Genomic DNA, 26,530 nt, shown 5'->3' on the forward strand with positions numbered 1-26,530 from the left:
TTCCTGCGAAAGCAGGAACCCAGAGCCAAGCAACGCAGCGCATCCGGCCCTGGGCTCCTGCGTCCGCAGGAGCACGGCGGAGGGCTATCGTGACGATCGGCGCGCCAGTCGCGCTCAGCGCAATTCGGGGCTCGCGCCTTCGGAAATGTCGGGCAGGCGCGCCGGATCGACGCCGTCCGCCGGGCCGCCGATCAGCACGAAGCGCCGGTCGCAATAGCCGCAGTCGATATAGCCATGCTCGTCGATCTGCAGAAAGACACGCGGGTGGCCGAGCGCCGCCCCGCCGGGAATGTCGGTGGCGCCGTCGCAGGCGACGCGGCGGTGGGAGACACGGACGACTTCGGGCGGCGGCAGCATGGCGCGCGCGATAGCGCGTTCGCCCCCGCCCTCGCAAGTCCCCGCGGATGCCCGAGCGCTTCCACCGCGCCGCGCTTGCGCCTATGCGAAGCGCCATGACCGAGCCAACCGAAGCCGCCATCTCGATCCGCGGCCTTTGCAAGACCTACGCCGGGGTGAAGGGCGGCCCGCCCAAGCAGGCGCTCGACGGCGTCACCTTCGACGTGCCGCGCGGCCAGATCTTCGGCCTGCTCGGCCCCAATGGCGCGGGCAAGTCGACGCTGATCAACATCCTCGCCGGCCTCGTCAACAAGACGAGCGGGTCGGCGAGCATCTGGGGCTTCGACATCGATGCGCACCCGCGCAACGCCAAGGCGTCGATCGGCATCGTCAATCAGGAAATCCTGTTCGACCCCTTCTTCACGCCGGTCGAGACGCTGGAGATCCAGGCCGGCCTCTACGGCGTGCCCAAGGCCGAACGCAAAAGCCTCGACCTGCTGCGCGCGGTGCATCTGGAGGACAAGGCGAACGCTTATGCCCGCACCTTGTCGGGCGGCATGAAGCGGCGGCTGATGGTCGCCAAGGCAATGGTCCATTCGCCCCCCGTCCTCGTCCTCGACGAGCCGACCGCGGGCGTCGACATCGAATTGCGCCAGCAATTGTGGGCTTACGTGCGCCAGCTCAACGACGCCGGCGTCACCGTGGTCCTGACCACGCACTATCTCGAGGAGGCGGAGCAATTGTGTGATCGCATCGCGATCATCAACCAGGGCCGCCTCGTCGCCAACGAACCGACCCGCGACCTCGTCGGCAAGGCGCAGGAAAAGCTGGTCGCGGTGACGGTCGACCGCGACCTCGCCGAAGCGCCCGCCGCGCCCTGTTTCGAGAAGATCGTGCTGAAAGGCGCGCGCACGCTCGAGATCACCTACAGCAAGGACAAGGTCAACGCGGGCGAAGTGCTCGCCGCGGTGACGCGCGAGGGCCTCGGCATCGTCGACGTGACGACGCGCGAGGCGGACCTGGAGGACGTGTTCCTCAGCCTCACCCGGTCGCATGGGTAAGGGCGAACCCAAAAGCTCCTCCTGTTCAGGGCCCCAGGTCGGCGTGAACGACGATCCGGCGGGTGAGCACGAAGCCAGAAGCCCCTCCCCTTCAGGGGAGGGGTTGGGGTGGGGAACGCCCGCGGACTTAGATGCGCGGGCAAAGACGATGCGCCGTCAGCCGACTGAACCGGAAATGCGGCTGTGGCGGCAACTATCGAACAGCCAACTTGGCGGCTTCAAGTTCCGGCGACAGGCAAAGCTCGGCTGGCGCATCGCCGACTTCTTCTGCCCCTCGCTCGGGCTGATCGTCGAGGTAGACGGCCATACACATGATTCGGAAACCGACGCACGCAAGGACGCGATCGCTCGGCAACGGGGATTTCACGTCATCCGTTTTACCAATACGGATGTCTTGCAGAACATGGAGGGCGTGCTGACTTCGCTGCTGATCTTCGCGCAGACATTGCCACCGCGCGCTCGATGGCGACTGCCCCACCCCAACCCCTCCCCTGAAGGGGAGGGGCTTTAAGTGGCTAACCAATCCGACATCCTCATCGTCGGCTCCGGCGCCGCCGGGCTTACCGCGGCGCTGACGCTCGCCGATCGCTTCCGCGTCACCGTGCTCGCCAAGGGCGCGCTCAACGAAGGATCGACCGCCTGGGCGCAAGGGGGAATCGCCGCGGTGCTCGAACCCGGCGACACGTTCGACCATCATGTCGAGGATACGATGGTCGCGGGCGCAGGGCTCAACGACCGCGACATCGTCGAATTCGTGGTCGAGAACGCGCCCGCCGCGATCGAGCGGCTGATCCAGCTGGGCGTTCCCTTCGCCACCGAAGGCAATGCGCTCCACCTGACGCGTGAGGGCGGCCATTCGCACCGCCGCATCGTCCATGTCGCCGACGCCACCGGCTGGGCGGTGCAGGAGGCGCTGCAGCGCGCGGCGGAGGCGCATCCCAATATCACGCTCGTCCCCGACCAGATCGCGATCGACCTCGCCACCAGCCGGCACGAGGAACGCTATTCGGGCGCGGGCAACGTCTGGGGCGTCTATGCGGTCGATCGCGGCACGGGCCGCGTCAACCTCTACACCGCGAAGGCGACGATCCTCGCCACCGGCGGCGCGGGCCGCACCTATCTCTTCTCCACCGCGCCGCGCGGCGCGACGGGGGACGGCATCGCGATGGCGTGGCGCGCGGGCGCCCGCGTCTCCAACATGGAGATGATGCAGTTCCACCCGACCTGCCTCTACAATCTCGAGGTCAAGAACTTCCTCATCACCGAGGCGGTGCGCGGCGAGGGCGGTCGGCTGATCAACCCGACCACCGGCAAGCGCTTCATGACCTATTACGACGCGGCGCGGATGGAGCTGGCGCCGCGCGACGTCGTCGCCCGCGCGATCGATGCCGAGATCAAGCGCTACGGCCTCGACTACGTCCATCTCGACATCAGCCACATGCCCGCCGATTTCATCCGTGGCCATTTCCCCAACATCTACGACAAGTTGATCGGCCTGGGCATCGACATGACGACGCAGCCGATTCCCGTCGTGCCCGCGCAGCATTACACCTGCGGCGGCATCGTCATCGACCGCGACGGGCGCACCGATCTGCCCGGCCTCTATGCCGCCGGCGAATGCACCGAAAGCGGGCTGCACGGCGCGAACCGGCTGGCGTCCAACTCGCTGCTCGAATGTTTCGTCTTCGGCGAGGCGGCGGCGAACCATATCGCCGCGCACTGGGACGCATTGCCGCCGGTGCCGAAGATCCGCGGCTGGGACGAAAGCCGCGTCACCGATTCGGACGAAGAGGTGGTGATCAAGCAGAACTGGACCGAGATCCGTCGCTTCATGTGGAATTACGTCGGCATCGTGCGCACCACCAAACGGCTGGAGCGCGCGCAGCATCGCATCAAGATGCTGACCGAAGAGGTCGCCGATTATTACGGCCATTTCCGCGTCACGCCCGATCTGATCGAGCTTCGCAACCTGCTCCAGACCGCCGAGCTGATCGTCCGATCCGCGCTCCACCGCCACGAAAGCCGCGGCCTGCATTACACGCGCGACTGGCCGGAAACGTTGCCCGAGGCGGTCGACACCGTGCTCGTGCCCTGACCGCCGTCGCTACCGCTCCGTTCCACAGGTGACGGTGCCCGTCGGCTGTCCGACCAGACGGCATTTCGGCTGGCCCGCGACGCTCACCATGCCCAGCCCTGCGTTGGACACCGTCGCGGTATAGCGCGCCCGCGCGGCGATCGCGCCCGATCCGGCAAGATGCACGACGGCGTCGCCCGCATCGATGCTCCCCGCGTCGATCCCGCCCGTTCCGCTCGCGGTGAGACGCAGTGTTCCGACCTTGCCCGCGCCGAAACGGATCTGCCCGTCGCCGATCAGCTGCGCGTTGAGCTGGTCGCCCGCTACCGTGTCAATCGCGATCCGGCCCGAACCGCCCAGCGTCACGTCGATCCGCGGCGCCGCCATGCGGGTGACGCTCACCTCGGCGCCTCCGGCTGCGGACAGGCCGGCGAGCGCGGGCGTGGTCAGCGCGACGGTCACCGGGCCGCCCGCCGCCGTGCGCCGCTCGCCCCAGCCCGCACTGGCCGCACGGCGCAGCATCAGCGTCCCGCTCTCGTTATGCAGTTCGACGCCGTCGAGGCTGCCGTCGCTCCGCAGCACCGCGCCCGGCGATCCGCCCGTCGCGATCGTCACGCGATACGGCCCTTCGATCCGCACGCGGTCGAAACTGCCCAGCCCGACGCGGCGCTCCTCCGCGTCGGCAGATACGGGCAGCAACAGCAGCAGGGCGAGCGTGAAAGGCTGGCGGATCGTCATGGCCGCCAGCCTCGCACCACCCCTGCCCCCCGGCAAGCCTTTGCGGCGTCGGTTCCGGGTCGGCGTCAGCGGCCGCAGCGCACCGAGCCCGATCCCATCTTCGACACCTGGCACTTCGCCGCCGCGCCCAGGTCGACATCGCCGGACCCGACCAGGTCGACCTTCGCCGATCCGGTCACCGCAGCGCGTACGTCGCCCGATCCCGCGACGCTGACGGTCGCCTCCTCGGCGCGCAGACCCGCCGCATCGAGGCTGCCCGATCCCGCGACCGCTACCTTCAGCCGCTTCACCGCGCCCGCGGCGTGGACGTTGCCCGATCCCGCGACGGACAGGTCGACCGCGTCACTGGTCAGTGCGGCGATGTTGAGGTCGCCCGACCCGGCCACGTTGCCGTCGAAGCTGCCACCCTCGATCCGATCGACCGCCATCGTCGCCGATCCGGCCAGCGTCGCCTCGGCAAGACGCGGCATCGTGACATAGACCTTCACGTCCCGCGCGCCGCTCTGCCATCCGATGCCCAGCCGCTGGCGTCGCCCGATCACCAGCGTGTCGCCGTCGCGCGCGATGCGCACCTGGTCGAGCGCCTTGCCCGGCCCCTCGGCACGCACCGAGAAGCCGGTGCCGACGCGCACGTCGATATCGTCGCCACCCGTCACCAGCAGCTTGGTGAAATCCTGCGCCGCATAGCTGCGCGACGGCCCGCTGCCCGATGCGGCGATCTCGTCACCCTTGTCGTGCGCCGAACAGGCCACCACCAGGCCTGCCGCCATCAGCATCGCAACCGTCCGCATCGTGTATCTCCTAGCGTGTATTGTACTTATAATACACGCTAGGAGCGTACGCAAGCGTACTCAGGCCGTTTCGGCAAAGCCGATGCGGATCGAGCGCTAGCGCGCGCAGCGCACCGTGCCGCTGCCGATCTTGCTGACCTGGCACCGCGCCTGCGGGCCCAGATCGACGTTGCCGCTGCCGGCCATCGACACGTTGGCCGGACCGGCGACGTGTGCGCGTACGCTGCCCGATCCGCCGACGCTGACCTCGGCGCGTGTCGCGCGCAGCCCTGCCGCATCGATGCTGCCGGAACCGCCCAGATTGGCCTCCAGCGTGCCGACCTCGCCCGCCGCGGTGAGCGATCCCGATCCGCCGACGTTGAACTCCGCCGTCTTCGCCTCGACCCGGCCGATCGCGACGCTGCCCGATCCGCCAACGCTCACCGACGCCTTGTCGCCGCCGACGCGGTCGACGCGCATGCTGCCCGATCCGCCCAGCGCGACGCTGGCAAGGCGCGGCGTCGTCACGCGCACGACGATCTGCTTCTGCAGCGCGCTATCGTCGCGCCCTTCGTAGCGGCGGCCGAGTTCCAGATTGTGGTCGCGCACCGCGACGCGGAAATTGGCGAGCGCCGCGGCCGGGCCTTCCACCGTCACCGACCAGGCCGGGCCGCTGCGCACCTCGACGCGCGACGCGCCGCCCAGCGTGACGCCGTCGAAGCCGCGCGCCTCGGGATAGACCAGCCCGGCCCCCTGGCGCTGCCCGGCCAGGCCGGGCCCGCGATCGCGCTCCGCGGCGGCAGCGCCGGCAAGCGGCAGGGCGACGGCAAGAAGCAGGGTCACGGCACGCATCATCATGGGCACTCCAGCTGTTATAGACAGATAGTACAGCTCGGATTTACGCGTGTAAACGAAAAAGGCGGCCCCTCGCGGGACCGCCCTTTTCATCGTTCGGGGAACGGCGCGCAGCTCAGGCCGGCACCTTCTCCTTGTTGTAGATCGCGGCGGCGGCGCGCAGGATTTCCAGGATCTTCTCCTGTGCCTTGGGCTCGTCGATCTGCTCCATCGCGGCCAGTTCGCGCGCCAGGCGGCTGCACGCCGCCTCGAAAATCTGGCGCTCGGAATAGCTCTGCTCGGGCTGGTCGTCCGCGCGGAACAGGTCGCGCACCACCTCGGCGATCGACGCGAGGTCGCCCGAGTTGATCTTCGCTTCATATTCCTGCGCGCGGCGCGACCACATGGTGCGCTTGACCTTGGGCTTGCCCTTCAGCGTTTCCATCGCCTCGCGCATCGTCTTGTCCGACGACAGTTTGCGCATGCCGACCGATTCGGCCTTGTTGGTCGGAACGCGCAGCGTCATGCGCTCCTTTTCGAAGCGGAGCACGTAGAGCTCCAGACTGGTCCCGGCGATCTCCTGCTTCTGCAGTTCGATCACACGGCCGACGCCATGCTTCGGGTAAACAACGTAATCACCGACATCGAAGGACAATGCCTTGGCAGCCATGAACGGGCCTTTCTACAAAGTCCCATCGCCCGCAAAGGAAAGCCGCCCGGCCCCGTGGGAAAATCCGTGGAGCCAAACGGCGCGAGGATGGTTGGTACGAACGTCTCCGGCGGGCGGCGCGTAAACTCGCGCCCGTCGCGGACCATTTAACACGCCCGCAACAAAATTACCAGCGTCGATGAGACAGATCGCCTGTCTCACCGCCGGTTTTGCTCCATAATCCGATGGCTTGGCGCCGAAAAAACGCGGCGGTCAGTCGCCCTTGCCGGGCTCGGGCGAGAAGAATTTGTCGTACTTGCCCTCGACGCCCTTCATCGCATCCGCGTCGGGCGGCGTCTGGTCGAGCTTGCGCGTGACGTTCGGCCATTGCGCGGAGAAGGTGGTGTTGAGCTCTAGCCATTGTTCCAGCCCGCTTTCGGTGTCGGGCAGGATCGCTTCGGCCGGGCATTCCGGCTCGCACACACCGCAGTCGATGCATTCGGACGGGTTGATGACGAGCATGTTCTCGCCCTCGTAGAAACAGTCGACCGGACAGACCTCGACGCAATCCATATACTTGCAGCGGATGCAGGCATCGGTGACGACGTAGGTCATGGGGACTCCCTCATGCGCCCGAACCCGATGGGCGCCTTGTTCACGAACGGCCGGCTGCTATGCCGCGTTCCGCGATCCGTCAATCGATCGCGCTCGCTTGCGAGACGTTAGCAGCATCGCCCGTCACCAGATCCTGGTAGCACGCGCGCGCTTCGGGGGCTGGCCCACGCCGCGCGGGCAGCGCCTCCACGCGCAGCACGCGCACCTCGCCGTTGAGCGCGAAGGTCAGGATGTTGCCGACGCGCACCGGCGCATGCGCCCGGTCGATTGCGCGCCCGTCGATCCGCAGATGGCCGTCGCACGCCATGTCCTGCGCGCGCTCGCGCGTCTTCGCCAGGCGGACGAACCACAGGAACCGGTCGAGCCGCATCGCCACGCTGGCGTCGCCCCGTTCAGCCATGCCGTCCTCCCGCCTGCTCCCCCGTCTGCCCCCATCCGGCGAGCGCCGCGAAGGCGCCCGTCGCGGGCGGCGGCGGGCGCAGGTCGCGGCGCGGCGCACGCCGCCCGCGCCACACCCAGGTCGCCCCCTCGCCCCGCGCCGGCTGGAAGCCCAGTTCCGCCATCAGCCGCGCCAGCGTCGCCGGCTCCAGCCCCATCGACGTCGCCAGCGCCGGATCGGGCGCGAAGGGCTTGCGCCCCTCGCGCGCGTCATGCGCGGCGCGCGCGATCCGTTCGACCAGGTCGACGCGCACCGCCTGCGCCGCCAGCGGCCGGAATCCCGTCGCCAGCATCGCCCCCGGCGCGCCGCGCACCAGCACCGTCGCGCCCTCGGGGGGCAGCATCGGAACCGGTCCGCGCAGCCCGATCAGCGTGCGCCGCCACGCCGCCGCCGCAGGCTTGAGCAGCCGCGGATCGAACAGGTCGAGCGCCCCGATCGTCACCCCCGCCTTGCGCAACCTTTTGCGCTCGTCCGGCGTCAACGCGGCGAGCGGCTCGTGCAGCGCGACGCGCGGCGCGAGGCCGCCTGCCGCCTCCAGCTCGCCCGCGACGACGCGCAGCGCCGGCGTCGCCGCCGGATCGCGCGCCAGCGTCGCGAGCGCGACGAGCGCGGGGACATGCCGCGCCAGCATCGCCGTCAGCCATTGGTCCAGCCGTGTCTGCACGCCGCCGCGCTGCGCCTTGTCGAGACAGTCGAGATCGCGGTCGAGCTTCAGCATCGGGCGCGCGGGCGACGGCCCCGCGACCAGCCGCGCGACCGGATGCCCGCGCCACAGCACCGAATCGTCGACCAGCGTGAAGGCCGCATCCTCCGCCTCCGACAGGGCCTGCACGCGCCGCCCGCGCTCGCCGACCAGCCGTTTCTCCGCCGCCGCGAGCAGCAGGCGCCGGTCGCCCGCCCGCGCCGCGGGATCGACGGTGAAGCGAAAGCCGTCGAGTCGGCCGATCGCATGGTCCTCGACCAGCACCTCCCCCTCCGGCCCGATCGTCACCGGCAACGCGCCCGCGTCCGCGCCGATCTGGCGGATCAGCGCGGTCGTGCGCTTGTCGACGAACCGTTGCGTCAGGCTGGCGTGCAGCCCGTCGGACAGACGCTCCTCGATGCTGCGCGTCCGCTCCGCCCACAGCTGCGGCTCGGCCAGCCAGTCGGGGCGGTGCGCGATATAGGCGAAGGTGCGGATCGCCGCGATCCGGCCCGCGATCGTCTCGACGTCGCCCGCGATCGTATCGAGCCGCGCGATCTCGTCCGCGAACCATTGGTGCGGCGCGACCATCCGCCCCTCGCTGAGATAGCCGAACAGCCGCGACACGAACCGCGCATGCGGATCGAGGCCCAGTTTGCGGAAATCGGGCAGGCCGCACGCCGCCCACAGCCGTTTGACCATCGCGGCGCCCCGCGCGCGGTCGCGCACCCACGCCTCCTCGGCCAGCCGCTTCAACACCGCCAGGTCCATCGCCTGCGGCGCGGCGATCAGCACGCCGGGCTCGGGCCGCCGCTCCAGGCTGGCGATCAGCGCATCGACGCTCGAAAAATCCGGCTCGCCGCTGCGCCAGTACATCTGCTCGATCGGCTTGAAGCGATGCTCCTCGATGGCGAGCACCTCTTCGGGCAGGAACGCGCCCGGCCCGTCTTCAGTGATCGCGCCGAACGTGCCGTCGCGCTGGTGCCGCCCGGCGCGCCCGGCGATCTGCGCCATCTCCGCCACTGTCAGCCGCCGCTGCCGCCGCCCGTCGAACTTGGTGAGCCCGGCGAAGGCGACGTGCGCGACGTCCATGTTGAGGCCCATGCCGATCGCATCGGTCGCGACGAGATAATCGACCTCACCGGCCTGGAACATCGCGACCTGCGCGTTGCGCGTGCGGGGGCTGAGCGCACCCATCACCACCGCGGCGCCGCCGCGCAGCCGGCGCAGCATCTCGGCGACGGCATAGACTTCCTCGGCGCTGAACGCGACAATCGCGGATCTCTTGGGCAGGCGGCTGATCTTCTTCGCGCCCGCATAGGTCAGTTTCGAAAAGCGCGGCCGGCCGATGATCTCCGCATCGGGCACCAACGCGCGCACCATCGGGCGCAGCGCCTCCGACCCCAGGATCATCGTCTCCTCGCGCCCGCGCCGGCGCAGCAGGCGGTCGGTGAAGACGTGGCCGCGTTCCGGATCGGTGCCCAGCTGCGCCTCGTCGAGCGCGACGAAGGCGGCGTCATGTTCGGGCATGCTCTCCGCGGTGCACAGGAACCAGCGCGCGTTCGCGGGAACGATCTTTTCCTCGCCGGTCACCAGCGCGACCTGGTCCGGCCCCTTCTGGGCGACGACGCGGTCGTAGACTTCGCGGGCGAGCAGCCGCAACGGAAAGCCCATGATACCGCTCGAATGACCGCACATCCGCTCGACCGCGAGGTGGGTCTTGCCGGTATTGGTCGGTCCCAGGACCGCGGTGACGCCACCTGCCATGGCGGCAACATCGGCATTCGCGCGGACGAACGCAATAACGCAGAGCTACTCAGCCGCCTTCCGCGCCCGTCCCGACCGGCCCGACCGATACGCGCGCTCGTATCGCCGCAGCCCCGCCACGCCCCACCGCAGCGAACCCCGCGGATTCGCGCGGTTAATTTGACTTTAGCACCTGCGCGCCACAACGATTCGACCCACGCCGGGGGGAAACGCGGCGACCTTAAGGCTCTCGGGGCGTCGCACGCGTGTTCCTGCGCAACGATCATGGTCTGGAACTCGCCGGTGGCGGCGCGTCGCGCGCGCTGCCGCACCTTGCGGCGTCCGGCAGGGCCGCCGACCGCCCGTTGCTCGCCCGCCTCCACACCGCCGCGCTCGACGCGACGCACGACATCGACTGGGTGCCCGACCTCGGCTCGCAGATCGGCAGCCGCGCCTGGTGGCGCGGGCTTGCGACGCTCGCCGGCCTTGTCGGCGCCGCCTGGATGCTGTCGCCCGGCTTCGACCGACCGCTCGTCGGCGCCGTCCCCGCGCCGCTCGCCGGCACCGCATGGGAGGAAACGCGTGCGCAGGGGATCGCCCCGCTCGCCTGGGGCGCGGACACCGGCCGGCGCATGGCGGCGAGCGACCTCGTCGTTCCGCTCGCCGAGGCGCCGGAACGGCCGCAGGTCGAACTCAGCGCGACGCTGGGCGAAGGCGATACGCTTGATCGCGTCCTGATGCGGGCCGGCGTCGGGCGCGCCGACGCCCGCGCCGCCGCCGACCTGATCGGCGGCACCACCGACCTCAACCAGATCGCGCCGGGCACGCGCATCGCGCTGACGCTCGGGCGCCGCGCGTCGAAGACGGTGGCGCGCCCGCTGGACAGACTCGCGATGCGCGCGCGCTTCGACCTCAACGTCACGCTCAACCGGGCCGGCGACGGCCTCGCGATGACGCGCCAGCCGATCGCGATCGATACGACGCCGCTGCGCATCCAGGGGCTCGTCGGGTCCAGCCTGTATCGGTCCGCGCGCGCCGCGGGTGCGCCCGCGCGCGTCGTCGAAAGCTATGTCAAGGCGCTGGCGACGCGGCTGTCGATCGGCCGCGACATCCGCGCCGTCGATACGTTCGACCTGATCGTCGAGCGCGAACGCGCCGCGACGGGCGAGGTCCGGCTCGGCCAGTTGCTGTTCGCCGGCATCGACCAGCCGCACCGCGCGGTGCGGCTCGTTCGCTGGCGGCAGGGTGGCGACTATGGTGCGGGCGGCGGGGACGGCGACCACGCCGGCTGGTTCGACGCCAACGGCCAGACGGAGCGCCGCGGCACGATGGGGATGCCCGTCGCCGGGCGCATCACCTCCTCCTTCGGGCTGCGCATGCACCCGCTGCTCGGCTTCATGCGCATGCACAAGGGGCTCGATATCGGCGCCCCCTATGGCGCGCCGATCTATGCGGTGCTCGACGGCGTCGTCCAGTCCGCGGGACGGTCGGGCGGCTACGGCAATTTCGTCCGGCTCGCCCATCCTGCCGGCCTCGCCAGCGGCTACGGCCATATGAGCCGCATCGCGGTGGCGCGCGGCCAGCATGTGCATCAGGGACAGGTGATCGGCTATGTCGGGTCGACCGGCCTGTCGACAGGCCCGCACCTCCATTGGGAAGTGTGGCGCAACGGCCAGACGATCAATCCGCGCTCGATCTCTTTCGCGACGGTACAGACGCTGTCCGGCGCCGAGCGTCGTCGCTTCCGCAACTGGGTCGCGGGCCTGCTGTCGGTGCGGGTCGACCACGCCGGCTGAACCGCGGGCGGCCGGCGGCGTCGCGATTTTCCTACATCGACGCGCTATGCTACAGGGGCTTTGCTCTTTCTCATCACGCAATAAACCTATCGCCGGACTTGGCGAAGATTGCATGAGTTGGTGTCAATTTTGTCAAGACTCGCGCCGGTCAGCGTCCCTGCGCGCGCCAGCGGCGGATCGTCCGCTGCAGGATCGCGTCCTCGTCGCCGACGTCGCGCCACAGTTGCGAGAACAAAGGATCGCCCGAGGCGGGACGCTTGTTTTCCTCGAGCGGATCGAAACCGACACGGATCGGCACGGACACGCCCTCGCCGCAGATGATGCACTCGCGGTTGCGCAGCGCGGGGATCGCATCCAGGAAGCCGCGCGCGCCTTCGGGCATAGCGGCGCGGACGAAAGCCTGGTCGCGTTCGTTGTTGAGGCGCATGGCGATGATCGTGCCGCATTGCGACAGCACGCCTTCCTCAAGGTCCGACGGTCGCTGCGTGATCAGGCCCAGGCTGACGCCGTACTTGCGCCCCTCCTTGGCGATACGGCTCAGGATACGGCCGACCGCGGTGCCGCGGTCGTTGCGCCCTGTCGGGATGTAGCGATGCGCTTCTTCGCAGACGAGCAGGATCGGCCGCTGCGGCTCGTTGCGCGACCAGATCGCATAATCGAACGTCATCCGGCTCAGCACCGCGACGACGACCGCGGTGATCTCCGACGGCACGCCGGACACGTCGACGATCGAGATCGGCCGCCCGTCGCCCGGCATGCGGAAAATGCGCGCCAGGAAATCGGCCATCGTGTCGGCGACCAGCATACCCGAAAACATGAACGAATACCGCGGATCGCCCTTGATCTCGTCGATCTTGGTTTTCAGCCGCAGATAGGGCGCGGTGTCGCCCGCGCGGTCCAGCTTGCCCATTTCCGCCTGGATGATCTGGGTCAGGTCGGACAACAGATAGGGGATCGGCGCATCGACCGTCAGCTTGGCGATCTCCTGCCCCAACCGGTTCTTGGCGCGGGCGGCGAGCAGGCATTTGGCAAGGATGTCGGCATCGATCTGCCGTTCGGCCTCGCTGCTCGTCACGAAGACCTCGCAATGCTCCTCGAAGTTCATCAGCCAATACGGCATCGCGAGGTTGCCGACGTCGAAGATCGCGCCCGTGTTGCGGAACGCCGCCGCATATTCGCCGTGCGGATCGATCATCACGATATGCCCCTGCGGCGCGAGCGCGCAGATGCGATGCAGGATCAGCGCCGCCGCGGTCGACTTGCCCGTACCCGTCGATCCGACCAGCGCGAAATGCTTGCCCAGCATCGCATCGACGTACAGCGCGGCGCGCACGTCGCGGGTGGGATGGACGTGGCCGATCTCGACGTGCGGCTGGTCGGTCGCGGAATATATCTGGCGCAGGTCCGCGGTGCTGATCGGAAAGACCTCGCACCCCGGCACCGGATAGCGGGTGACGCCGCGGCGGAAATTGTAGAGCTTGCCGGTCAGCCGCTCTTCGTCGCCCTCGCCCAGGAAGTCGATGTCCGCGACGATCCAGTCCTGCCCGCCCTGCTGAAGCGACAGGTTGCGCACGTTCGCGATCAGCCAGGCGCCGGCGACGCGCATCTTGATCTGGCCGCCGACCTGCCCCGCCGCCGCGACCACCGGGTCGCCGTCCTGCGCGACGAGGTCGAGGCTGGCACGGTCGAGCAGCACGCGGCTGCCGCCGCCACCAACGGCGGTCACGCAGCCGACGGGGGTCAGCGGGCCCGCCGCAATGCCCGTTCCGGCAACGGCCGGCGACGATCCCAGCGGCATCGCACCATCGAATGCCCGTGGGCCCGGCATGTCACTCATCCTGTCGTGCCTCTGAAGCATTACGACCGCGAGCTATGCCTGCCGAGCGGTTAAGATAGAGTAAGTCAGGATCGGACAGCAGCACCCGCCCGCGGGACCAAGGCTCAGACCCGCCGGGCGACCATCCCCGCGGCATAGCCGAGCGCGACCGACAGTGCGACCGCGGTCAGGCCGTAGAGGATGGACGCACGATCCGCGGCGCGCGCGACGAACCGCTCGAACCCCGATTTGCGGATGTCGATCTCGCGCACCGCCGCCGCCAGCACGCGACCGTCGCGGATCAGGAACGTCTCCGCGGTGAACCGCCCCACCGGCACCCGCGCCGGGATCGTCAGCCGCGCGCGATACAGCACGCCATCGGTGATCTCGACCGCGCGCGGCGCCTCGACGTACAGGCCGGTGCGCCGCTTGAGGTCGACGAGCCCCTGCTGAAAGCGCGCCTGCACGTCGCTCAGCGTCCCCGCGCCGGGCGAAAGCTGCAGACTGCCGAGGCCCAGTTCGTAGATGGCGCGCGTCCGCTCGTCGACGATCCGCTCGATCGGCCGCGACGAGGCGAGCGCATAGAAGGACGGCGCCGAACTGTAGCGCTGGCTCTTCGCATTGACCCAGATGCCGGCGACCTTCTCCTTCTCGCGCACCAGGATCGACTGCGTCGGACCCTTGACGACGACGACGATGTCGGTCGGCGACTGCCCCGCCGGCCGGCGACCGCCAGGGTAGAGGATCGCGCCGAACAGCAGCAGTTCGGCCCCGGTGAAACTGTAGGCGATCTCGATATTGCGTTGCGAGACGTCGGGGACGAGCTCGGGTTTCGCATCGGGTGCGGCCTGTGCCATCAACAGCGGCGCGAGCAGGATGGCGGCCCAGGCCCTCATGTCAGTTCGACCGAAAAGATATCCTCCGGCCGCCAGACGAGGCCGAGCAGGATGCGCAGGCCGACGAGCAGCACCATGATCGCGAGCGCGAGCCGCAGATATTCGGGCTTCACCTTGGTCGCGAACCGCGCACCGAGCTGCGCGCCGGTCACCGATCCGATGAGCAGCAAGGCGGCAAGCACGATGTCGACCGCCTTGGTCGTCGTCGCATGCACCATCGTCGCGATCGCCGTGACGAACAATGTCTGAAACAGGCTGGTGCCGACGACGACATTGGTCGCCATGCCGAGCAGGTAGATCATCGCCGGCACGAGGATGAAGCCGCCGCCGATTCCCAGCAGGATGGTCAGGATGCCCGTACCGAAGCCAAGGAGCAGCGGCGCGAGCGGCGAGATATAGAGCCCCGACGCATAGAATCGCGTGCGCAGCGGCAGCGCGGCGACCAGAGGGTGGTGGCGGCGCTTGCGCGGTCGCGGGCGCAGGCCGCCGCGACTGACTCCGATCGCGACGATCGATTCGCGCGCCATGGTAAAGCCGATGAAGCCGAGCATCAGCACGTAGATGACGCCGATCACCGTATCGATCTGGCCACTGCGCTGGAGCAGGCGAAAGATCCAGGCCCCCGCAAAACTGCCCAGGATACCGCCCGCAACCAGCACGCCGCCCATCTTCACGTCGACGCCGCCGCGGTGGAAATGCGCGAACACACCCGACACGCTCGCGCCCGTCACCTGGCTGGCGGACGATGCGGCGGCGACTGTCGGTGGGATGCCGTAGATGATGAGCAACGGCGTCGTCAGGAAGCCGCCACCGACCCCGAACATCCCCGACAGCAGGCCGACGCCACCACCGAGCAAGACGATGACCAGCGCGTTGACCGACAGGTTGGCGATGGGAAGGTAAAGGTCCACGACGCGTCCAGTATTGGCACGCGCGCGGCGCCGCCGCACCCCCTAAAAGTCGCTGCCCACGCTGACCGCGGGGCCCGACCCCGGCCGGGCGTCCCCGCCGATCCGCGCCCGCCAGTCGGCGGTGAGACGCAGCTGCCGGGCGCCGACCGGTACCCAAACGCCCACCGTCGGTCCGACATCGAGGCGGCGCGCGCCGCGCTGGACACCGCCCCAGGCGCCCGCGCCGATGTCGACGCGTATCTGACCATGATCGACCAGTGAGCGGGTCAGCCGCAGCGAGCCGTCGGCGAACCCCTCGACCGCGTCGCGCCGGATCCCGCCCGTCTGCGCATAACCTTCGGCGTGCCATGCTCCGCCAACCGGAGTCGGGCCGAAACCGCCGATGACGCCGACCACTATGCCCCCGCGCCCGCCACCCAGTGAGAAGCGCCGTTCCGCGATCAGATGCACCGGTACGGCAAGTGGCTGCCAGTCGATACCGATCGCGGCCTCGCGACCATCGCCGTCGAGCGGGGTCGACAATCGCGCCGCCAGTGCGACGCGGCGCGAAGCGCCGAGTGCGTAGGTCAGTCGCACACCCGCCTGCGACGCGCCGAGCTGGCCGCCGAGCAGCGCCGCGCTCGACCCGCCGCGCACGATCCCCCAAACACTGCCGTGCAGCCTCGATCCGCCGGAGGCGATCGGCGAGGGCGCGACGGGCGGAGGCATGGTCGGCGGCTCGTCTTGCATTTTGAGCGCCGGAACGGCGCGTTGGCGCGGGTCGTGGATAGGGGCGTCGGCCACCGAAGGCGACGATGGTTCTTGGCGCGCTGGTGGTGCGCCGGGGGCGGTCGATGCCTCGCGCAATCCCGTGCGCCGGCCCGGCGGTGTGACGCCGGGGGCTTTGGGGATCATCGCCATGGTCGCCGCGGCGGCCGCCGCGATGGGCGCCGGGCTGCCAATCGCGTCCGCGATCTCGTCGACGGGCCACAAGGCGACGCCGCGGGCCATGCCCCATATGCCGAGCGCCGCGACGAGGAAGCGGAGCGGCCGGCCCTTCACGCGGGCAACGTCGCGACATCCGGGAAGGCGTGACTCGTCTTGTCCCACGCCACGGCATGCCCCCGCAGCAGGCGCAGATAGCGTATCATCGCCAGTGGCGCGGCGGCGAGCGCGACGACGTTGCCGATGAAGAAGCGCGGGATCGACCGCCAGCTCTCCGCGCGGCCGTACATCCGCCGGGTGCAGGCGATCCGCATCGCCAGACGCCAGATCAGCAGCATCGTCGTCGCCATCGCGAGCCAAGTCGCCAGTCGAGGATCGTCGGCGCCACGCCGGCCCGACACCTCGTGGAGCGCCACGCTCACGCCCCATAGCACGATCGCGGCATAGGCGACCGCGAGCACCAGCACCGACAGGAGCGCGCGCCGGTCGCGCATCCGCATCCAATGGTCGCCCAGCGCATGCGGCCGTGCCCAGCCGGTGCGATCCCATCCGGCCAGCGCGATGCCGGTCATCCATCGCGCTTTCTGGCGCATCGCGGCGACCAGCGTCTCGGGAAAATAGGCGCGGATCGCGATCAGCGATCCGTCTTCGGGATCGCGCAGCCGCACGAACAGCGACGATTGGCCCAATTCACCGATTCGCAGGCCCATTTCGTAATCCTCGGTCAGGCTGGTCGCGTCGAACGGGTCGCCGCCGCGATCCTCGGCGAGGCGCGCGACGATGTCGCGGCGCAGCGCACACCCGGTGCCCGCGAGCGGCATCGCGGCACCCAACCGGTGGCGTACGACCTGCTGCACGCCATGCGCATAGGCGAATTCGTCGGCATAATGGCCCGAGACGAGCGAGCCGGCCCGGATCAGCGGCAGCACCGGCAATTGCACCACCGCATGCCGGTCGATGAGAGCGTCGAACAGGGCGAGTTCGCGGGGATGAACGACATCCTCGGCATCGTGGAGGACGATCGCGCGCGCCCGAAATCGCTGGCGGCGCTCGTCGTCGCATAAGGCTCGCCAGATCGTATTGAGACACCCCGCTTTCGTGGTCGGCCCCGGCGTGTCCCCGACGACCAGCCGGACGCGCACGTCGATGGAGGCGACCGCGCGTGCCGCCGCAATCGTCGCCGGATCGTTGGGGTACAGGCCGACGTAGATGCGGTAATTGGCGTGATCGAAGCGCGCGAGCGCCGCGGTCAGCATCGCGCCGATGACGGCCACCTCGTCCCAGGCCGCGATGAACACGATGATCGGATTATCACCCGGAGGCGGCGCAGCGTGAAACAGTCGCGGCGTTCGCCCGCCGCCGCCATGCAGATACCAGCCGAGAAAGCAGAGATCGACCAGTACATCATCGATGCCGCCGATCAACAGTCCCGCGGCCGCGAACAGCATCGTCTCGCGCGCGAGCGCATCGATCGCCGTGATTACTTGATCCCACACCACGTCGCCCCCGCCTCATGGAGCCGCGAGTATCGCCATATCGGCGATATTCTCCATCCGATTCGGTCGCGATCGACGAAGAACATGGTTCAGTATGAACCGATCAGTGGAAGTCGCGCGATCTGGGCAGGATGCGGACGTCGCGCGGGTGGCGACCCCGAAGGTCCTGGCTGACGATCGGTTTGGGTCGGATCACCTCGTCGACGGGCAGCAAGGGCGTTTCGGCAATATAGTCCGACGACAGGCGCCGCAGCTCGCCGGTCCGGTCATACGCCTTGACCGTCATCAGGTGGCAGACGCCCTCCTCGCTGCGCTGGATCACCCCCTCCAGCACCAGCAGCCGCGCCGCCATGATCGCGCGGCGGTTCGCCTCGAAATCGCGCGCCCACAACAGCGCGTTGGTGATGCCCGTCTCATCCTCGATCGTCACGAAGATCGCATTGCCCTTGCCCGGCCGCTGGCGGACCAGCACGACCCCGGCGACGCGCGCACGGCGACCATCCTTCGCCCGCGCCGCCTGCGCGCTCGACAGCACGCCTTCCGACGCGAACAGCGGGCGCAGGAAGCGCATCGGATGGCCTTTCAGCGACAGTCGCGTCGTCTGGTAATCGGCCGCCACCTCCTCGCTCGGCGGCATCGCGGGGAGACGCGCGTCGACCTCCTGCCCCAGTTCGGGCGCGTCGGCCGCGGTGAACAGTGCGAGCTGCCGCGCGGGCGTGCGCCGCACTTCCCACAGGGCATCGCGGCGCGGCAGCCCGATCGAGCCGAACGCATCGGCATCGGCAAGCAGGTTGAGGCCCCGCGTCGGCAACCCGGCGCGCGCGGCAACCTGTTCGACATCGGCGAAGGGCGTCTCTCCCCGTGCCGCCACCAGGCCGTCCGCCCATTCCTGCCGAAAGCCGTCGATCTGGCGAAAGCCCAACCGGATCGCGAGCGTGCCGTCGTCGAGCCGTTCGAGCCCATTGTCCCACAGGCTTGCGTTGACGTCGATCGGCCGCACGACCACGCCATGCGCGCGCGCATCCTCGACGAGCTGCGCGGGCGCGTAGAATCCCATCGGCTGGGAATTGAGGATCGCACACCCGAACACCGCGGGGTGAAAGCATTTGATCCACGACGACACATAGACCAGCCGCGCAAAGGACAAAGCGTGGCTTTCGGGAAAACCGTAGCTGCCGAACCCCTCGATCTGGCGGAAGCAGCGCGCCGCGAAATCGCGCTCATAGCCGCGGCGGACCATGCCCTCGATCAGCTTCTCCTCGAAATTCTCCATCCCGCCGACGTTGCGGAACGTCGCCATCGCCCGGCGCAGCTGGTTCGCCTCGCCCGGCGTGAACCCCGCGGCGACGATCGCGAGCTTCATCGCCTGTTCCTGGAACAGCGGCACGCCATAGGTTTCTTTCAGCAGCGTACGAAGCTCGTCAGGGGGCCCGTGATCGGGGTGCGGCGAGGGAAAATCGACCGGCTCCTTCCCCGCCCGACGGCGCAGATAAGGGTGCACCATGTCGCCTTCGATCGGCCCCGGCCGCACGATCGCGACCTGCACGACGAGATCGTACAATTTGCGCGGCCGCAGGCGTGGCAGCATGTTGATCTGCGCACGGCTTTCGACCTGGAACACCCCGATCGAATCGCCCTTGCAAAGCATATCGTAAACGGCGGCATTCTCGTCCCCTGCGATCGTGTCGAGGCGATAAGACCCCAGGTCATGCCGCTCCATCAGGTCGAACGCCTTGCGGATGCAGGTCAGCATGCCGAGCGCGAGGACATCGACCTTCATGATCCGCAGTTCGTCGAGGTCGTCCTTGTCCCATTCGATGAAGGTACGGTCCGCCATCGCGGCGTGGTGGATCGGCACCGTCTCATCGAGCCGCCCCTGCGTCAGCACATAGCCGCCGACATGCTGCGACAGATGGCGCGGAAATTTAAGCAGCCGGTCGACGATGTCGCGCAGCCGCGCGATCTCGGGATTGTCGGTGCTGAAACCGGTTTCGTCGAAACGCTTCTGTTCGAACCGGTCGGAAAAGCTGCCCCAGACGGTGCTCGTCAGCCGCTGCGTCACGTCCTCGCTGAGGCCCAGCGCCTTGCCCGCCTCGCGCACCGCACTGCGCGGGCGATAGTGGATCACCGTCGCCGCGATCGCCGCGCGATGGCGGCCGTAGCGGCGGTAGATGTACTGCATCACCTCCTCGCGCCGCTCATGCTCGAAATCGACGTCGATGTCGGGCGGCTCGCCCCGCTCCTCCGACACGAACCGCGAAAACAACAGATCGTAGCGCATCGGATCGACCGACGTGATGCCCAGCAGCCAGCAAACCGCCGAATTGGCCGCCGAGCCGCGACCCTGGCACAGGATCGGCGGCACGCATTCCTCGCGCGCGTAGCGGACGATGTCGTGGACGGTCAGGAAATAATAAGCGTAACGCTGGCGCGCGATCAGCGGCAGCTCTTTGTCGAGCAAGGCCTGCAGGCGTTTCGGGATACCGTCCGGAAAGCGCGCCCGCGCCGCTTCGTAGGTGATATGCTCCAGCCAGCCCTGCGGGTCCCATCCCTTGGGCACCGGCTCGTGCGGATATTCGTAGGCGAGATCGCCCAGCGTGAAGGCGATCCGGTCGAGGATCGCGCCGCTTTCCAGCACCGCCTGCGGCTCGTCCGCGAACAGGCGCATCATCTCCTCGCCGGATTTCAGATGGCGTTCGGCATTGGCGGCGAGCCGTCGTCCCGCCGACGGCAGCGTCACGCCCAGGCGGATACAGGTCAAAACGTCGTGCAACGGGCGCGCCTGCCGGTCGGCATAAAGCGCGTCGGTGGTGGCGAGCAGCGGCACGCCCGCCTCCGATGCGATGCGCCGATGGTGATGGAGGCGACGGCGATCGCGACCGCCGCGCCCCATCGCGACGCCCAGCCAGACGCGCTGCGGCGCGGCGGCGGTCAGGCGGCGCAGCGTGGTGTCGAGCCCCGGATCGCTGCGCACCGGGGGCACCATGGCATCGGGCCGCGCACGCGCCGGCGACGCGCTCGATTCGGCCAGGACGATCAGCAGCAGATCCTCGCAATGGCGCAGCAGGTCGCCGATGCCGAGGATGCAATCACCCTTTTCGGCGCGCAGGTTGCCGACGGTGAGCAGCCGCGTCAGCCGCCCCCAGCCGCGGCGCGTCTGCGGATAGGCGACGATGTCGCTCGTCCCGTCCGCGAAGACCAGCCGCGCGCCCACCACCAGCCTGAACGGCACGTCGGCATGCCCGGCGGCCTGCGCATCCTCGCGCGCCTCGCGCAGGGCGCGATGCGCCCGCACCACGCCGGCGACGGTGTTGCGGTCGGCGATGCCGATCCCGGTGTGGCCGAGCGCGATCGCACGGCCGATCATGTCCTCGGCATGGCTCGCCCCGCGCAGGAACGAATAATTGGTCGCCGCGACCAATTCGGCGAAGCGCGGCGCCCCATCCTGGCCGCCCTGTTCCCCTGCCTGGCCGTCGCCGGTCATGCGAACAGGCCGTGCAGGTACCAGCGCGGGTGGTCGACCTCTTCGTGCAGGCCGTGGCGGAATATCCAGAAACGGCGTCCGCGGCGATCCTCGATCCGGTAGTAATCGCGCGTCGGGATCGCCGCATCATGGCGACGCCACCATTCGCCCGCGATCCGCTCCGGCCCCTCCGCGCGCGCGACCTCGTGGATGCGGCGGCGCCAGCGGAACCGGTGCGGCGGGCCATCGGGCACTTCGGCCATCACGCTTTCGATCGGTTGCGGCGGATCGAACAGATAGATGGGCCGCGACGGCGGCTCGCCCGCCTCGGGCTGCGTCCATGCCGTCGCAGCCGGCGGCGCCGCGGCGGCGGGCAGCATCAGTTCGGCCTGTTCGGGGATGTGGCTGTCGCGCGGCGCGAACCGCCGCACCCGGCCGCGTCCCAGCCGCGTCGACAGGCGATCGACGAGCGCCGCGACCTGTTCGCCGCCGCCCTCTCCGCCTTCCAGCTTGAGCTGCGTCGCATCGAGCCGCTCGGCCAGCCCCACATCGAGCCGAACCAGGTCATAGCCGAAACCCGGGTCGAGCGGATCGGCCAGCGCGTCGATCCGCTCGGCGAACAGCCGCATCAGCAACGGCACGTCGCGCGTCGGCTTGCCCGTCTCGATGGCGAGCGGCTGGACATGGCCATCCGCTCTGAACAGCCGCGCGGTCCACCGGCGGCCGCCCTGGTGGCGCGTCTCCAGCATCGTCGACGCCTCGGCCGCGAGGTCCGCGATCACCGCCAGCACATGTTCGGTCCGCGCGATCGGTTCGGCGAAGCGGCGCTCCGTCACCAGTGACGGCTGGCGGACCCAGGGTTTGACCGGCGTCTGAAGCTCGCCCGACAGGCGCCGCACCGCATTCGCCGCCTCCGCCCCGAAGCGTGCGGCGATGCCAGCCAGCGGTCGCACCATGACGTCGCCGACGGTCTTCAGCCCGGCGCGGGCCAGCGCGGTCGCATCGTCCGGGTCGAGTTCTAGCGCCGCGACGGGCAGACGGCGCACCGCGCTCTTCTCGTCGGGCGCGGGCGAGCCGGCATGGCGGGCGAGCGCCAGTGCGATCTCCGCGGTATCGCCGAACGCATGGCGCACGCGGATGCCGCGCCGCGCCATCCGCGCCTCGACATCGGCGGCAAGCGGGCGCTCGCCGTCGAAGGCATGCGTACACCCGGCGATATCGATGACCAGCGCAGAGGGCGGCACCAGCGCGATCGTCGGGCTGTAACGCGCGCAGCCTTCCGCCAGTCGTTCCAGCCAGTCGAGATCGGCGTGCGGATCGGCGGGATAGGCTTCCAGCGCGGGTACCCGTGCGCGTGCATCGGCAAGCGTCAGTCCCGGCTCCAGCCCCGCGCGCACTGCAACCGGGTCGACCGCGGCAAGGCGGATCGCCTGGCCCACCGTCTCGGTCAGGGCGATCGGCGCCTCATCCCGACCGGCGAACAGGTGCGACCGGGTGGTGCGCAACCGCTCGATCGGCAGCCACGGAAAGACCAGCGCCAGATAACGGCGCGCCACGGAAACTCTTGGCATCTCGATCCCATTCCACCTGCCAGCATTGCCCCGCCGGACCGCCGCGCCGGCGCAGACATTCGACCTCGAACGCCGGTGCGCCCGGCGCCCCTGCCGCCAGCGCCGTCGAGGGGGCGGCGCGAACGCCCCAGCGGCTGGCCGCGGCACTGGGGCTGGGCGTCGCGGCAACGCGCAGCGACAGGACGGTGACGCCTGACGCTTCCGCGGCCAGCATCAGCCGCCGCGTCGTGGTGAGGTCGAGCCCCGGCGCCGGCCCCAGCGTCTCGACCAGCAGCGTGCCCAGACCCGCGCAGCGTGCCGCATCCGCCGCCGCGCGCAGCAGCATGGATTCGTCGCGCAACACACCAAGCACCAGCGAATCGGCATCGAGGCCCAATGCGGCAAGGCCGCCGGCATGCAGCCGCCCCTGTGCGCGCTCGGCACCCTCTGTCCTCAACCAGAACAACGGCAAGGCGCGGGCAGCGATCGCCATGGCGATGCCGAACCCCGCCCCACTGGCGCCATCCTCGACCTGAAGCGCATAGATTTCATGCAGTTGCGCCCGCGCCAGTCCGCGCTTCAGCCACGCCTCAGGGTTGGCCCCCGCGGCTTGCAATACCCCCGTTCCCGCAGCTAGGCGCCGCAGCCGGGCGAGGAGGGCGGTCGATTCGGCCATCGATGTTCTTGTAATGTTCTTGTCGGTGAGTCGCCAAGCGGAAATCTTTCGCTGCAGGCGCACAAGACGCTTGCACACCCCCCGACCCCCTGCTAGTGGCCGCGCCTCACCCAGCCGGTTTGCCGGCTTCAGGCGCCAGAGCGGGCGTAGCTCAGGGGTAGAGCACAACCTTGCCAAGGTTGGGGTCGAGGGTTCGAATCCCTTCGCCCGCTCCAGTCTTTTCGGACATCCTCTTATTCTCGCAGCGGTTCGTATGGACCGTTTTTTGCTTGCCTGCCTTTTTGCTGCATGGCTGGAACAAGGCTCGGCGCGCTGCGCGCAGCTCACTGGCGGGACGGATGATGGAGGCACTCCTAAAACAGGCGGCGGCGATCATTGGCGGATGCATCATCGCCGGCCTAGCTGCAGCCAGTCCTGCCGCTACCACGGGGGCGCCGACGCGCTATGTCGATCTGGCCACGCCGTTCGAACGCGTCGCGATCGCAACGGTCGGCCAGCCCGAGGCGGTTCGGGTCGCGCGGGTGCGCGCGCGGATCGATGCGCTGCTGCCCGGTATCTATCCCGCGGGCGACGGCACCGACCGCGCGATCGCCGCCGCGTTGCGGACATTCCCCGACGATCGCCGCGCCTACGATCGAGTCATCGCCCGCTTTCCTGCGGCCCTGCAGGATGCGATCATCCGCTTCCAGGGCCGTTTCCCCGATTTTGTTTCTCCGCTGCCTGTCTATCTCTATCACTCGCTTGGCCAGAGGGACGGCGGATCCGACTATCTCCAGCCCGGAAAACGGCATGTCATGCTGTTCGGCGCCGATATGATCGCGCGATATCATTCCGACGTCTCGCTCGAACCGTTCCTGATCCACGAGATTTTCCACCTCGAGCATGCCCGCTATTTTGCGGATTGCGATCAGCTCTGGTGCATGCTGTGGCAGGAGGGGCTGGCGGTCGATGCGACCGCGACGGTAGTAGCGGGCGCAACGGACCACCAGTTGCTGCTCGACACCCCCGCTCCCATTCGCGCACCGACCGATCGGCGATGGGCGGAGGCCTTGTGCTTCGTCGCTGCACGATTCGACGACACGCGCAGCGCGGCGACCGCCAGCGCGCTGATGATGGGAGGGAAACCGCCCGCGGGCCTGCCGGATCGCTTCGGCTATTATCTCGGCCTTCGGCTAACGCAGGCAACGGGCATGGACGTGATCCGGCTTTCGCGCCTCGACAACAAGGCTGCGCGCCCCGTTGCCCGCGCGGCGTTGGCGAAGATGATGCAGCAGGCACGAACGAGTTGCGTTGCGCCGCCCGTCGATGCCCCGTCAGCGGGATGATGCCTGGCGCGGGCATCCGCCGGCCAACGCCGCGGACATCCAAGAGACATAGAGCCCTGGTCACCGCGCCACGTCGCTGATCGACCGCGTTACGCGACCCCGATCGTCGAGAAAGTCGATCGTCGCCTGCCCGTCCGCCGCGACCCGCAACTCCAGCCGCTTTCGCCCCGCCGCATCGCGCAGCGCCAGCGCAGAGGCCTTATCCCGCATACGGCCCAGAAACGCCCGCGGCGCGATCCCGACACCGGCGGCGCGTAGCGCAGCATCGCGTTCGGCACCGGCGGGTTGGCGGACGAGCCGGGCAACGGTCGGGAAATCGACGGGGCGATCGGGCCGGTCGTTGATGGCGAGCCCCGCCTGCCGATCGTCGCCCATCTCGTCGCTGCTGAGCGACACCGTCTGGTCCTGCCGCCAGCGGTCGAACGATAGGGCGCCGAGGTTGGTGGGCTTGCCGTCCTTCAGCGCGCCGGAGAACACCAGCCCGCCATTCTCCGTCCCTTCGTCGTTGTAGAAGATCATGCCCGCCTGCGGACGATCGGGATGCGGCGTTTCTCGACCGGCGACGATAATGCCGGGCATACGGTCACGCGACGCGATCGTCATGCGGAGCGTGCCGTCGGGTTCACGGATGTTGATGCGCTGGACGTCGATCGTCGCGAACGTCGCGGTCTTGGGACCCGCGTTCGCGCCTAGCACCAGCCACAAAGTGGCGAACGTCGTGACCGCCGCATAGGCACCGATCGCTCGTGAGGCGTCGATCTTCATGCGTCATCCCCTTGCGATCGTCGTGTCGGACGCCCCGATCATATCGCAATCGGCGCGGGCGAACCATGCGGGCGGAATGCGCAAACGGGGGCCGATTGGACGATTACGCCGAAGGGTTACGGCACGTCAGGACAGGCGCCACCCCTTCGCACGAAGCCAGTGCGCCAGTGCACGCCCGGAATCGCGTCCGTCCGAACCGGGGACCATGGCGACGTCGCGACCGTCGTGCTGGACGATGACGAAGGGGTCGAAGGAGCCGCTGCCCTTCCGCCGGTAGCGATGTTGCTGGACGACGAGGAAGCCGCGCCACGGGCCACTGCGCAGCACCCCGTACAAGGCTCCGTCGGTGACGTAGCGGACCGCGCCGGTGCAGACCGCGACCCGATGGATGGCGGGCGAGGTCGCATAGGCGTCCGCCTTGACATAAATATATCTGCCATCGAGCGAGAAGTCGGGATTGGCGAGACTCGACAGGTCGCGCCTGGGATTTTTGGCGTAGCGGCCACGGTAGAGTTCGCGACTGTGCCCGCTACGCGTGTCGGTCAGCCATAACGATGCGGGCGCCTGGACACTGGCACCGGCAATGCCCTTCGTCGGCCGGGTCGTAGCGACGAACCGGCCGTCGGGCGAACGCGCGCTGGGTCGGTCGGCCGCGCTCGTGGAAACGGCGGATACCATCAGGCCGATGCAGAGAATCATATGCCGCACGAAACGCATGATGTCCTCCTGCACGCCGCGGCATGCGACAGGATGTTGAGCAACCGGCCGAAGGGATCGCGCGCGAAGAAGCGGCGAACGCCCCATGTCTCGTGCACTGGACCATAGACGATGGCGTATCCCGCCGCGATCAGGCGCGCGTGGACCGCGGTGAGGTCATCGACCTCGATCGACAGGTCGGGCACGGGGTACCCGAGCCGCCCTCGTAATGCGCGCCGTTATCCTTTCCACGCTTCGCAAAGGTCGAGGTG

24 protein-coding genes and 1 tRNA gene are annotated in these 26,530 nt (G+C 69.0%); 6 read left to right on the forward strand and 19 right to left on the reverse strand.

Features of this window, described 5'->3' with window-relative positions:
• Positions 1-114: 114 nt before the first annotated feature.
• Positions 115-357 (reverse strand): zinc-finger domain-containing protein, encoded by a 243-nt coding sequence (locus DM480_RS06505; protein ID WP_115378109.1) that lies wholly within the window; start codon positions 355-357, stop codon positions 115-117.
• Positions 358-452: 95 nt separating this feature from the next.
• On the opposite strand from DM480_RS06505, the gene DM480_RS06510 reads away from it, so the two are divergent.
• From DM480_RS06510 to nadB, 3 genes are read left to right on the forward strand one after another with little or no spacing between them, the layout of a single operon-like run.
• A complete protein-coding gene (locus DM480_RS06510; protein ID WP_115380933.1) occupies positions 453-1,397 on the forward strand; it encodes an ABC transporter ATP-binding protein in 945 nt (314 codons plus the stop codon).
• Between the two features lie 43 nt (positions 1,398-1,440).
• The gene (locus tag DM480_RS06515; protein WP_232834147.1) at positions 1,441-1,908 is read left to right on the forward strand and encodes an endonuclease domain-containing protein; all 468 of its coding nucleotides are present in this window, start codon (positions 1,441-1,443) and stop codon (positions 1,906-1,908) included.
• Entirely contained in the window at positions 1,909-3,492 is a 1,584-nt protein-coding gene (gene nadB, locus DM480_RS06520) for an L-aspartate oxidase (RefSeq protein ID WP_115378111.1), read from the forward strand.
• 9 nt (positions 3,493-3,501) lie between these two features.
• On the opposite strand, the gene DM480_RS06525 is transcribed toward nadB, so the two are convergent.
• The 7 genes from DM480_RS06525 to DM480_RS06555 form a co-directional block, all read right to left on the reverse strand.
• Positions 3,502-4,209: a GIN domain-containing protein gene (locus tag DM480_RS06525; RefSeq protein ID WP_115378112.1), complete on the reverse strand. Its 708-nt coding sequence runs from the start codon at positions 4,207-4,209 to the stop codon at positions 3,502-3,504.
• A 65-nt stretch (positions 4,210-4,274) separates the two neighbouring features.
• Positions 4,275-5,000: a head GIN domain-containing protein gene (locus tag DM480_RS06530; RefSeq protein WP_115378113.1), complete on the reverse strand. Its 726-nt coding sequence runs from the start codon at positions 4,998-5,000 to the stop codon at positions 4,275-4,277.
• 96 nt (positions 5,001-5,096) lie between these two features.
• Positions 5,097-5,831 (reverse strand): head GIN domain-containing protein, encoded by a 735-nt coding sequence (locus tag DM480_RS06535; RefSeq protein ID WP_115380936.1) that lies wholly within the window; start codon positions 5,829-5,831, stop codon positions 5,097-5,099.
• Between the two features lie 118 nt (positions 5,832-5,949).
• The gene (locus DM480_RS06540) at positions 5,950-6,483 is read right to left on the reverse strand and encodes a CarD family transcriptional regulator (protein WP_115378114.1); all 534 of its coding nucleotides are present in this window, start codon (positions 6,481-6,483) and stop codon (positions 5,950-5,952) included.
• A gap of 252 nt (positions 6,484-6,735) precedes the next feature.
• Positions 6,736-7,077, reverse strand: coding sequence for a ferredoxin FdxA (gene fdxA / locus DM480_RS06545; RefSeq protein ID WP_115378115.1), 342 nt, complete (start codon positions 7,075-7,077; stop codon positions 6,736-6,738).
• 79 nt (positions 7,078-7,156) lie between these two features.
• Complete coding sequence (locus DM480_RS06550; protein ID WP_232834149.1) at positions 7,157-7,477, reverse strand: RNA-binding S4 domain-containing protein; 321 nt, start codon at positions 7,475-7,477, stop codon at positions 7,157-7,159.
• A complete protein-coding gene (locus tag DM480_RS06555; RefSeq protein ID WP_115378116.1) occupies positions 7,470-9,965 on the reverse strand; it encodes a helicase-related protein in 2,496 nt (831 codons plus the stop codon). Before DM480_RS06555 ends, DM480_RS06550 begins: the two co-directional genes overlap by 8 nt.
• A gap of 245 nt (positions 9,966-10,210) precedes the next feature.
• Between DM480_RS06555 and DM480_RS06560 the strand changes: the two genes are divergently transcribed.
• Entirely contained in the window at positions 10,211-11,740 is a 1,530-nt protein-coding gene (locus tag DM480_RS06560) for a M23 family metallopeptidase (protein ID WP_115378117.1), read from the forward strand.
• Between the two features lie 148 nt (positions 11,741-11,888).
• Here the strand turns inward: DM480_RS06560 and DM480_RS06565 are convergent, their stop codons facing one another.
• The 8 genes from DM480_RS06565 to DM480_RS06600 all read right to left on the reverse strand — a co-directional run bounded on the left by DM480_RS06565 (position 11,889) and on the right by DM480_RS06600 (position 23,472).
• A complete protein-coding gene (locus DM480_RS06565; RefSeq protein ID WP_405053254.1) occupies positions 11,889-13,577 on the reverse strand; it encodes an ATP-binding protein in 1,689 nt (562 codons plus the stop codon).
• A 104-nt stretch (positions 13,578-13,681) separates the two neighbouring features.
• Positions 13,682-14,452, reverse strand: a complete 771-nt coding sequence (locus DM480_RS06570; protein ID WP_115378119.1) for a TIGR02186 family protein — start codon at positions 14,450-14,452, stop codon at positions 13,682-13,684.
• The gene (locus DM480_RS06575) at positions 14,449-15,363 is read right to left on the reverse strand and encodes a sulfite exporter TauE/SafE family protein (protein ID WP_115380940.1); all 915 of its coding nucleotides are present in this window, start codon (positions 15,361-15,363) and stop codon (positions 14,449-14,451) included. Before DM480_RS06575 ends, DM480_RS06570 begins: the two co-directional genes overlap by 4 nt.
• 42 nt (positions 15,364-15,405) lie before the next feature.
• Complete coding sequence (locus DM480_RS06580; RefSeq protein ID WP_232834150.1) at positions 15,406-16,404, reverse strand: hypothetical protein; 999 nt, start codon at positions 16,402-16,404, stop codon at positions 15,406-15,408.
• Positions 16,401-17,783 (reverse strand): glycosyl transferase family protein, encoded by a 1,383-nt coding sequence (locus DM480_RS06585; protein WP_332871313.1) that lies wholly within the window; start codon positions 17,781-17,783, stop codon positions 16,401-16,403. The genes DM480_RS06580 and DM480_RS06585 overlap by 4 nt, the downstream gene beginning before the upstream one ends.
• Before the next feature lie 103 nt (positions 17,784-17,886).
• Positions 17,887-21,267: an error-prone DNA polymerase gene (locus DM480_RS06590; protein ID WP_115378121.1), complete on the reverse strand. Its 3,381-nt coding sequence runs from the start codon at positions 21,265-21,267 to the stop codon at positions 17,887-17,889.
• A complete protein-coding gene (locus DM480_RS06595; RefSeq protein WP_232834151.1) occupies positions 21,264-22,817 on the reverse strand; it encodes a Y-family DNA polymerase in 1,554 nt (517 codons plus the stop codon). The genes DM480_RS06590 and DM480_RS06595 overlap by 4 nt, the downstream gene beginning before the upstream one ends.
• Positions 22,711-23,472 carry a hypothetical protein gene (locus DM480_RS06600; protein ID WP_115378123.1) on the reverse strand — a complete coding sequence of 254 codons (762 nt, stop codon included), beginning with the start codon at positions 23,470-23,472 and terminating at the stop codon, positions 22,711-22,713. Before DM480_RS06600 ends, DM480_RS06595 begins: the two co-directional genes overlap by 107 nt.
• 140 nt (positions 23,473-23,612) lie before the next feature.
• Here DM480_RS06600 and DM480_RS06605 point away from each other — a divergent pair.
• Both DM480_RS06605 and DM480_RS06610 read left to right on the forward strand, forming a co-directional pair.
• Positions 23,613-23,687: transfer RNA gene (locus DM480_RS06605), tRNA-Gly, on the forward strand.
• 123 nt (positions 23,688-23,810) lie between these two features.
• On the forward strand, positions 23,811-24,797 hold the full coding sequence (locus DM480_RS06610; protein ID WP_125471483.1) for a hypothetical protein: 987 nt from the start codon (positions 23,811-23,813) through the stop codon (positions 24,795-24,797).
• A 60-nt stretch (positions 24,798-24,857) separates the two neighbouring features.
• Here DM480_RS06610 and DM480_RS06615 read toward each other — a convergent pair whose 3' ends face one another.
• The 3 genes from DM480_RS06615 to DM480_RS06625 all read right to left on the reverse strand — a co-directional run bounded on the left by DM480_RS06615 (position 24,858) and on the right by DM480_RS06625 (position 26,464).
• On the reverse strand, positions 24,858-25,562 hold the full coding sequence (locus tag DM480_RS06615) for a hypothetical protein (protein WP_115378125.1): 705 nt from the start codon (positions 25,560-25,562) through the stop codon (positions 24,858-24,860).
• A 126-nt stretch (positions 25,563-25,688) separates the two neighbouring features.
• Positions 25,689-26,279, reverse strand: coding sequence for a hypothetical protein (locus DM480_RS06620; RefSeq protein ID WP_125471484.1), 591 nt, complete (start codon positions 26,277-26,279; stop codon positions 25,689-25,691).
• Positions 26,258-26,464, reverse strand: coding sequence for a VOC family protein (locus DM480_RS06625; protein WP_115378127.1), 207 nt, complete (start codon positions 26,462-26,464; stop codon positions 26,258-26,260). Before DM480_RS06625 ends, DM480_RS06620 begins: the two co-directional genes overlap by 22 nt.
• Positions 26,465-26,530: the final 66 nt, after the last annotated feature.

Origin of the sequence: Sphingomonas sp. FARSPH (genome assembly GCF_003355005.1) — a bacterium.
In the GTDB taxonomy this organism is placed as follows: domain Bacteria; phylum Pseudomonadota; class Alphaproteobacteria; order Sphingomonadales; family Sphingomonadaceae; genus Sphingomonas.